A 9,807-nucleotide genomic window follows, 5' to 3' on the forward strand; every position below is an offset into this window, starting at 1 on the left:
TCAGCAAAATGAAGGCCACAGGAAGATACAGTAAGAAAATAACTGCTACTGATAGTACCGGCATGCCACTAACCGGGGCACCGGATATCTTTTCCCTGCCCATAACGGCCTGGCTCAACAGTAACAGCGCCGGGCTATTGGTTACCAATGAAAAACACCGCTGCATATGGGTAAATGACGTATTCAGCCGCTATATGGAGGGAAATACCCCTCTTAACTGCACCTTCCCCGAACTGATCCGCTACTTTAAGCCTATGGTGGCCGATCACCTGCCGCTGGAATCAAAAATGAAATCCCTCCGCCGGGAAAAAAAGCCCTGGTTTGGATGGGAAGTGCCCTTCCGGAACGGGCAAACCTGGGAAGTCAACTATCTCCCCGTTTTCAACGGCAAAACTTTCAGTGGCAGCATCTGGCAGGCGGTTAATATCACCCGCCGCAATAATGTACAGGAAGAAATAAAACACAACGAAGAAAAGTTCAGGGTAATCCTTAATAACCTCAATGTAGCCATGTGCGAAACAGACGTACAGGGAAATATCACCCGCGTATACGAAAGCTTCTGCCGCCTCTCCGGCTACAGGGAGGAAGAACTTATCGGGAAAAATATCACCGATGTATTTGTGCCGGAAGATAACCGGGCATACGCCCGCGCCCTTCGCAAAAAACGCCTGGAAGAGAACATGCCCCTCGTATACGACATGGAAATAAAGCTGAAAGACGGCTCCAACCGCTGGATCCTCGCCAGCTCGGCCAATATATACGACCGCCATGGCAATATCACCGGCGGCGCAGGGATCCATATGGATATTACCGACCAGAAAAAACTGCAGCGGGAACTGGAAACAGCCCGCCGCCTGGCGGAAGAGGCCCAGCGCGCCCAGAAGGATTTTCTTGCCAGCATGAGCCATGAGATCCGCACCCCCCTCAATGCCATTATAGGCATGGCCCACTTGCTCGACGAAACCCCGCTGGACCCGCAGCAGCAGGAATATGTCAATATCCTCAAAAATTCCTCGGGTATACTGCTGGGTATAGTCAGTGATATTCTCGATATTTCCCGCATAGAAGCCCGGGAAATACAGGTTAACCAACGCGAATTTAACCTTCGCGAACTGATCCAGTCTTTACGCAATACCTTTGAGCTCAAACTGGGCCGCCGCCCGGTGAAAATAACAGCTGAACTGGATGCCGCCCTCAATACCTGGCTTATTGGCGACGACGTGCTACTGAACCAAATACTAATCAATTTGTTAGGTAATGCAGAGAAGTTCACCAACGATGGTGAAATTGCTATCACTGCCACCCAGGAAAGCTGGCAGGATAACAAGCTCTGGATACGCTTTCGCGTGTGCGACACAGGCATTGGCATCAAAAAAGATAAGCTGGAACTCATTTTCAGGAATTATAAACAGGCGGAAAGAGATATCCGTGAAAAATACGGCGGCACCGGCCTGGGACTCGCCATCGTAAAACAACTGGTGGAGATCCAGGGAGGGAATATCACGGTGGAAGAACTCCCCGGGTTTAATACCTGCTTCAGTTTCAATATCCCTTTCCTGGATAGTCGCCGGCCGCTCACCGTAAATACCGGTAAACTGAGCAGGAAACTCCTGCAAAGGTCATTCGAGAACGCCAGGGTACTGGTAGTGGAAGATAACCAGATGAACCTGCGCTATATAATGAGCCTGCTGGAAAAATACAGGATCAATTACCAGCTCGCTACCAATGGCCCGGATGCCACCTGGTTCCTCGAAGCAAGGCAATACGACCTTATCCTCATGGATATCCGTATTCCGGGTATGAATGGCATGGAACTGGCGCAAAAGATCAGGGCGGATGAAGCACAGCCCAATGTTGCCACACCGGTGATCGCTACCACCGCAGTAGCTATGGAAAGCACCGCCACTATGGCAAGGGCTGCAGGAATAACAGATATACTTACGAAACCCTATACACCGGATCAGCTACTACAGATTTTTAATAAATATCTCAACGAAGACGAAACAGAACTAATAATGGAAGAAGTGCAGAATTTAAGCGGATTTGAGTTTAATAACGATTTGGACGTCAAATATCTCACAGATCTATATGAGAGTAATATTTCCTATGCCGCTGACCTTTTTGAAATTTTTATCAGAACTATCCGTGATGAAATCGCCAAACTGCAAACAATGGTGGATAACCATGAATGGGAAGCCATGAAGTTCCAGGTGCATAAACTGAAACCGAATTTCGCAATGGTAGGCCTCACCTGGATCAGCGCTAAAATGCAGGAACTGGAAAATTATCTCCGTATAAACCAGGAACTGCATAGCACCGAGATCTGCCGGCTTTTTAGTGAAATTACGGCAGATGTAAACCGCTATTATCCCGTGGTGGAAGAAGAATATGGCAAGATGCGCGATTTTATTGATGCGCACGGGGAGTGATCAGTACGATTGCAGCACCTCTCTGATACTGTTGTAGTAATTCCCGCCAAACAAAATGAAATGTACCATCAGCGGGTACAACTGGCAAACGCTTATCCGTTGCTGCCATCCTGGCTGCAGTGGATAAGCAGCCTGGTAGGCATAATAGAACCGCGTGTCAAAGCCACCGAAAAGCCGCGTCATTGCCAGGTCCATTTCCCGGTGCCCGTAATACACTGCCGGATCAAAAATACAGGCACGCCCGTTACTGCCCACCATAAAATTACCCGACCATAAATCGCCATGCAGTAACGCAGGAGCCTCCGCCGGGAATAACTGCGGCAACTGCCGGCACAACCGCTCTACCTGTTGCACCAGCTGCCTGTCTGCCAACTGCTGGTCGTATGCCATCCGGATCAGCGGCAACAAACGGTTAAATGCATAAAATACCGGCCAGCTGCTGTAAGGCGTATTATATTGCTTCAAACTCCCTACGTAATTCGCCCCCGCATACCCATAGTGAGGCTGCGTTACACGGTGCTGCTTCGCCAGCGATACAGCAAAGTCATCCCAGAAATCAGCCACCGCCTGCCCCTTCATCAGAAACTCCTGCAACAGGTAAGCCCGGCCGCTTACACTGCCGTATGCCAGCGGCTTCGGCGTATGCACGGCTTTGGCGCCCTGAAGCTCCAGCAGCCCGGCATACTCCTGCCTGAACATATCCGGGTATTTCACCGCATCGTTCATCTTAATAAAAAAATATCCCTCGTTGGTGGCTATACGAAAAGATTCGTTAATATCGCCACCATGCACGGTTTTTGCTTCATTAATATGTATTTTTACTTCCAATTGTTCGGAAAGTGCCGCGCTTAATTGTTTTTGTAGAATTTCATCTATCATGATCCGCCACATTATATGGAGACAAAAGTCCGGATTAAAAAGAAAATCGTCCGTATTGTACTAACACTTACGGCTATACTGTTGTTAAAAGGATTATTCGCCTGGAGTAACCGCTTTGGCGATTTCTACTTTCACAGGTGGTACGGCTGGAGTAGTTTGGCGTTCAGACAAGTAACAGGTATAGTTCCATTTAGTATTGGCGATGTAATATATACTGCCTGGATTATCGGAGGAATACTCTATTTGTTAAAACTATGTTATAAACTCATCCGTGCCCGCTGGGAGGCCCTGGGATTCCAGGTGCTCCGCGGGGTACAGTTTCTCCTGAACGTTTACCTGGCCTTCCTGGTACTATGGGGTTTTAACTACGAACGGAACTCTCTTGCCCGGGATACCCGCCTCGTTACGGGCAACTATAACACGCAGCAACTTTACCAGTTGTCGGACACATTACTACAGCTGGTTAATCTTGAAAAAGCCAATACCGGCGATACTGCCGGTATCATGAAAACAGATACTACCGGCAGGCCCGTTTTTGAACGCGCTATCGCCGCTTATGACGCTGCCGCCAAAACCTGGCCGGCCCTGCGTTACAGGGCGCCCAGCATTAAACCGGCCGTATTCGGGCACTGGCTTAATTACCCCGGTGTTACCGGTTACCTTAACCCGTTTACCAACGAGGCACAGGTAAATACTACTGTGCCCGATGTATTGCTGCCATTTGTATCCTGTCATGAAATTGCACACCAGATCGGTTATGCCCCGGAAGAAGAAGCTAATTTTGTAGGCTACCTGGCGGCTACCAGTATCCCGGATAGCCATTTCCGTTATGCCGCCAATTTTGATATGTTCCTTTACAGTGTGCGTCAGCTGGCCCGCCGCGACACTACGCTTGCCCATAACGTCTGGCAAAAGGCGCTTCCGGGTGTAAAGGCAGATTATAAGGCGATCATCGATTTTTATGAACCCTACACGGGAAAAGTAGATGCTTACTCCTCTTTCCTGTACGACCGCTATCTCAAAGCCAACAAGCAGGATAAGGGTATCCGCAGCTACAGCGAAGTAACCGGCTGGCTCATCGCCTATTTCAAACTATAACAAACATCAGTTCATCATCAGCACATTCACGCTGCGCTGCAGGATATTAAAGGCAATTTCCGCCATCAGGTTTTCCCGGTCCAGCGTAGGATTCACCTCCGTGATCTCAAAGCAGCAGATCTTGCGGTGCTGCATGAACTTGGCGATCAGGTCTTCCGCCTCACGCTCGCGCAGGCCGTTACTTACCGGCGTGCCGGTGCCTTTGGAAATGGAAGCATCCAGGCTGTCCACATCAAACGAAACATAGATATATTCACAATCGCTCAGGTAACGGAACACAGAACGGGAAATATTTTCCGGCCCCTTCCGACGTACTTCACTGGTGGTGATCACCTTCATGCCATATTGCTTGATCAGGTGATCTTCCTCTTTCTCATAATCCCGCAGGGAAATGAATACAATATCTTCAGGAAGCACTTTCGGGGCTATTTTCCCGATGTTCTTCAGGGCATTCCACATTTTAGCGGTATTTTCATCCAGGTCGTGCACCTTGCAGTCCATATTGTCTTCTGCAATAGCTGTAGCCAGCGGCATCCCATGCATATTACCGGAAGGCGTGGTATAAGGCGTATGAAGGTCGGCATGCGCATCTATCCATATCACCCCCAGCTTGGCTTTGGGATGTGCCATCTTCAAACCGGCAATGGTGGCGCCGGCCGTGCTGTGATCGCCTGAAAGCAGTACCGGGAACCAGTTGGCTTTCACGGTTTCACATACGCTTTTGCTGATACGCTCATACATGTTAAAAGTACCTTTGATCCTTTTGGCATAAGGCGATTCAATAGGTTCAAACAACAGCTTATTTTCCGTTTCAATTGCTTCGGTGGGGAAGTGTACAAAAAAGTTGCTCATAAAGTCCAGCGCGGCAATCTTAATAGCATCTACACCTAAACTGGCGCCGCGCGTACCTGCTCCTATTTCTGATTTTACTTCTATTATCTTAATGTTCTTCATAAAAATAGCATTAAAGGCAAGCTACAGGATTTTATGTGAACGCCCAAAGCAGCAAAACGTGTAATGGTGAAAAACTTGCATGTATTATCTGAACCAAATCCAATGCAGTAGCGTTATTGTAGCGATTTGTTCAATATTTTCCCGGTTCTGGTTGACAACATTGAATTTTAATCCGGCTATTTTTTTAGCTGCTGATTTATAAATAATTTGAGTGGATTACCTTATAAAATTATACACCATGGATTTTCAATTGACGGAAGAACATCTGATGATACAAAAGGCAGCACGTGATTTTGCTGTCAATGAACTGTTGCCTGGAGTAATAGAAAGAGATGAACACCAGAAATTTCCTGCAGAGCAGATTAAAAAGCTGGGAGAACTCGGTTTCCTCGGTATGATGGTAAGCCCTAAGTACGGTGGGGCCGGACTGGACGCGATCTCTTATGTGCTGGCAATGGAAGAAATATCCAAGATAGATGCTTCTGCCTCCGTGGTTATGAGTGTTAATAACTCCCTGGTGTGCTGGGGCCTCGAAACTTTTGGTACAGAAGAGCAGAAACAGAAATACTTAGTGCCCCTGGCATCCGGCCAGATCATCGGTGCATTTATGCTCAGTGAGCCGGAAGCCGGTTCCGACGCCACCTCCCAGCGTACCATCGCTGAAGATAAGGGCGACCACTACCTGCTTAATGGTACCAAAAACTGGATCACCAATGGTAATTCCGCCAGCGTATACCTGGTAATGGCACAAACCCACCCGGAAAAAGGAAGTAAAGGTATTAACACCCTCATCGTGGAAAAAGAAATGCCCGGTGTCACTATCGGCGCCAAGGAAAATAAACTGGGCATCCGCGGCAGCGATACACACAGCGTTATGTTCCAGGATGTAAAAGTTCCCAAGGAAAACAGGATAGGAGAAGACGGCTTCGGGTTTAAATTCGCTATGAAAACCCTGGCAGGCGGCCGTATCGGTATCGCCTCCCAGGCACTCGGCATCGCCAGCGGCGCCTATGAACTGGCGCTCAAATACTCTAAGGAAAGAAAAGCATTCGGTAAGGAAATATCCCAGCACCAGGCCATCCAGTTCAAACTGGCCGATATGGCCACCCGCATAGAAAGCGCACGCCTGCTATGCCTCAAAGCCGCATGGGATAAAGATCAGAATCTCGACTATACCCTCAGCAGCTCTATGGCTAAGGTATTTGCCTCTGAAACCGCTATGTGGGTAACCACCGAAGCAGTACAGGTACACGGCGGCTATGGCTACGTAAAAGAATACCACGTGGAGCGCCTCATGCGCGACGCCAAGATCACCCAGATCTACGAAGGCACCTCCGAAGTACAACGCATCGTTATCAGCAGGAGCATCCTCGCGTAGTTCGCCGCGGATATTGTCTGACTCAGGATTAAACTGATTACACTGATTACCCTGATTTGATTACTTTGGATTTAGAATGATTTGGGGAGATTTAAGCGGGTTTTGTCTGACTCAGGATTAAACTGATTACACTGATTACTCTGATTTGAATTTGTAATGATTAAAAAAGATCTGGGGGATTTAAGCGGATAGCATGGCTGTTTCGGTGATCCGATATTCTTTTGATTACACGAAGGTTGTCTTTTCCGGGATATGTTGATTACGCTGATTGTATTTTACAGACTTAATCTCATTTGACTCGGATGACTTAAAGATTTGGAGAGATATCAGCAGTCATCCGCTTAAATCTCCCCCAAATCCTTTTTTCATTACAAAATCAAATCAGGATAATCAGCATAATCACTTTAATCCTGAGTCAGACAAAATCCGCTTGAATCTCCCCAAATCCTTTTAAATCCAAAGTAATCCAATCAGGGTAATCAGTGTAATCAGTTTAATCCTGAGTCAGACAAAATACGCGTTGTCGCAAGTGCCCCTAAAGAATGTCGCTTTTGCACCGTCAATAAGAGAAAGGGGGCTGGTATCTTTGTAATGAAATAAGCATCTTAAAACTTTAATCTATCGTTATGCAAAAGATCACACCATCATTATGGTTTAATGATAATGCGGAAGAGGCGATCAGCTTCTACTCATCTATCTTCAAAAATTCAAAAGTAACGGATAAGTCATACTACGGAGAAGGATCTCCTTTCCCTGCCGGTACGCTGCTTGCCGCTACTTTTTACCTGGACGGACAGGAGTTCCTGGCCATCAATGGAGGTCCGCAATTCCCCTTCACAGAAGCGGTTTCCTTTACCGTATATTGTGAAACCCAGGAAGAAGTAGATAATTACTGGGCTAAGCTTACGGCAGATGGAGGAAAGGAAGTACAATGCGGCTGGCTGAAAGATAAATATGGTTTATCCTGGCAAATTACGCCTTCCATTATGCCTAAGCTGCTGAGCGATCCGGATAAAGAAAAAGCAGGCAGGGCCATGCAGGCGATGATGAAAATGGTGAAGCTGGATATTGCAGCACTGGAGAAAGCATTTAACGGTAAATAGTATCTTTATTGCCGGCTGTTACCTTCAAAATTAATAAGCCAGTGAAGACCAAACTTGTCGGTAAGCCCGCCAAACAAAGCACCCCAGAAAGTACTTTCCAGCGGATGAGTAGCAATACCATCCGCAGAAAGACGGGCATAAAAAGTGCGGGCTTCCTCCTCCGTGTTACAGTCAAGCAGTAAAGAAACCGTATTGCCCGCAGTAAGTCCCGATTCAGGCACCATATCAGAAGCGGTAAGTACCAGGTTGCCTTTGGTAAGACTCGAATGCAGGATAAACGGCTTCATAAATGCAGGTATCTCCGCCGAAACAGGCGATTCGCCAATGGTTTGAAGCATTAATTCTCCACCAAGACATTCTTTGTAGAAAGTCATTGCTTCCCGGCAGTTGCCGTTAAAAGTAAGGTAGGTATGGATGAAGGCCATTTTAAAACCGGATTTTTTCAGTTAGAATCATAATGCAAAAGTCGTAATGGTTCGGTTAAGGAGCAGGGGTGTATAGCGACAATTCTCAGGCTAATTGCGGCATAAATAATTATAATTGCAGCGTATGATACATATCTCCATCCTGGTGCCCCTTGGGCATACCAGTTTAGTTAATATCGAAGGCAGCTACCAGATCCTGGCGGATCTCAATAACTTCCTCGCTCAAAAAGGCCAGGAGCCCATGTTCCGGGTGCAGTTGGTTGGGCTCAGGAACGAGGTGAGCCAGCGTAACCGCTTATTCACCATCTCGCCGGATGTGCTGATGAACGAGGTAAAGAAAACGGACCTGATCATTATTCCTTCCCTGCACGGCGATCAGGCGCAGGCGGCCGAACTGAATAAAGATTTCATTCCCTGGATCAGGGAACAGTACCGGCAGGGCGCATCTGTAGCCAGTTTATGCCTGGGCGCCTTTTTCCTGGCAGCTACAGGGCTGCTCAATGGAAAGCAATGCGCTACCCACTGGAAAATGGCGCAGGAGTTCAGAACCATGTTCCCCGGTGTGCAACTGATGGACGACAGGATCATCACAGAAGAAGAACGTATTTATACCAGCGGCGGCGCCTATTCTTTCCTCAATCTTATCCTTTACCTGGTAGAGAAATATGCCGGCAGGGATATCGCCATTCTCACCGCCAAAGCATATGCTATTGATATAGACCGCCAGAGCCAGTCGCCCTTCATCATCTTTGAAGGACAAAAAGCCCATAACGACGCACCTATCCTTAAAGCGCAGCAATTCATTGAATCCAGCTACCAGGATAAAATTACCGTGGAACAACTGTCTGATATGTCGGCCATAGGAAGAAGGACTTTTGAAAGAAGATTCAAAAAATCGACCGGTAACACGGTGGTGGAATATATTCAGCGAATAAAAATAGAAGCGGCGAAACGCGACTTCGAAACGAGTACAAAGAATGTGAACGAAGTGATCTATGATGTAGGATATGTGGATACCAAAACATTCAGAACGATGTTTAAAAAAGTAACGGGACTCACCCCGCTGGAGTACCGGAATAAATACAATAAACAAATCACAAACCCTGTAAATGAATGATCATGGAAAAATCAACATTTAAAATTACGATCGATGCCCCCCGCGAAAAAGTATGGGAAGTACTTTGGGGAGATCCTTCCTATCAGCAGTGGACCGCTGTTTTCGGCGAGGGATCCAGAGTGGAAACCAACTGGGAAAAAGGAAGCAAGGTATTATTCCTGGGTAATGAGAACCAGGGTATGGTTGCCCGTATTGAAGACAAAGTACCGAACGAATACATGTCGTTTCAGCACCTTGGTGAAATAAACAACGGGGTGGAAGACCTTACCAGCGATAAGGTAAAAGCCTGGGCCGGCGCCCATGAGAATTATACACTTACTAACGTTAACGGCAAAACGGAGTTGGTGGTAGATATGGACCTCAATGACGACTATAAGGATTACTTTATTAAAACCTGGCCGCAGGCGCTGGATAAAGTAAAGGA

The 9,807-nt window shown here is 47.3% G+C and carries 9 protein-coding genes; 6 read left to right on the forward strand and 3 right to left on the reverse strand.

Going from position 1 to position 9,807, the window contains the following annotated elements:
- A partial coding sequence (locus VN105_RS23045) for a PAS domain S-box protein (RefSeq protein ID WP_325644639.1) occupies positions 1-2,429 on the forward strand: 2,429 nt, incomplete at its 5' end.
- Here VN105_RS23045 and VN105_RS23050 read toward each other — a convergent pair.
- The gene (locus tag VN105_RS23050; protein WP_325644641.1) at positions 2,430-3,308 is read right to left on the reverse strand and encodes a fructosamine kinase family protein; all 879 of its coding nucleotides are present in this window, start codon (positions 3,306-3,308) and stop codon (positions 2,430-2,432) included.
- 15 nt (positions 3,309-3,323) lie between these two features.
- On the opposite strand from VN105_RS23050, the gene VN105_RS23055 reads away from it, so the two are divergent.
- Positions 3,324-4,406 carry a DUF3810 domain-containing protein gene (locus VN105_RS23055; protein ID WP_325644643.1) on the forward strand — a complete coding sequence of 361 codons (1,083 nt, stop codon included), beginning with the start codon at positions 3,324-3,326 and terminating at the stop codon, positions 4,404-4,406.
- A 6-nt stretch (positions 4,407-4,412) separates the two neighbouring features.
- On the opposite strand, the gene VN105_RS23060 is transcribed toward VN105_RS23055, so the two are convergent.
- Positions 4,413-5,360, reverse strand: a complete 948-nt coding sequence (locus tag VN105_RS23060; RefSeq protein WP_142687559.1) for an arginase — start codon at positions 5,358-5,360, stop codon at positions 4,413-4,415.
- Between the two features lie 238 nt (positions 5,361-5,598).
- On the opposite strand from VN105_RS23060, the gene VN105_RS23065 reads away from it, so the two are divergent.
- Both VN105_RS23065 and VN105_RS23070 read left to right on the forward strand, forming a co-directional pair.
- A complete protein-coding gene (locus VN105_RS23065) occupies positions 5,599-6,738 on the forward strand; it encodes an acyl-CoA dehydrogenase (protein WP_325644647.1) in 1,140 nt (379 codons plus the stop codon).
- A gap of 626 nt (positions 6,739-7,364) precedes the next feature.
- On the forward strand, positions 7,365-7,841 hold the full coding sequence (locus tag VN105_RS23070) for a VOC family protein (RefSeq protein ID WP_325644649.1): 477 nt from the start codon (positions 7,365-7,367) through the stop codon (positions 7,839-7,841).
- A gap of 5 nt (positions 7,842-7,846) precedes the next feature.
- On the opposite strand, the gene VN105_RS23075 is transcribed toward VN105_RS23070, so the two are convergent.
- Positions 7,847-8,266 carry a VOC family protein gene (locus VN105_RS23075; protein ID WP_325644651.1) on the reverse strand — a complete coding sequence of 140 codons (420 nt, stop codon included), beginning with the start codon at positions 8,264-8,266 and terminating at the stop codon, positions 7,847-7,849.
- Positions 8,267-8,390: 124 nt separating this feature from the next.
- Here VN105_RS23075 and VN105_RS23080 point away from each other — a divergent pair, with 124 nt between their 5' ends.
- Together VN105_RS23080 and VN105_RS23085 are read left to right on the forward strand one after the other, a co-directional pair.
- Entirely contained in the window at positions 8,391-9,383 is a 993-nt protein-coding gene (locus tag VN105_RS23080) for a GlxA family transcriptional regulator (RefSeq protein ID WP_325644653.1), read from the forward strand.
- A 2-nt stretch (positions 9,384-9,385) separates the two neighbouring features.
- The coding region (locus VN105_RS23085; protein ID WP_325644655.1) for an SRPBCC family protein at positions 9,386-9,807 on the forward strand (422 nt) is incomplete at its 3' end.

Source organism: Chitinophaga sp. (assembly GCF_035564935.1).
GTDB lineage: Bacteria > Bacteroidota > Bacteroidia > Chitinophagales > Chitinophagaceae > Chitinophaga.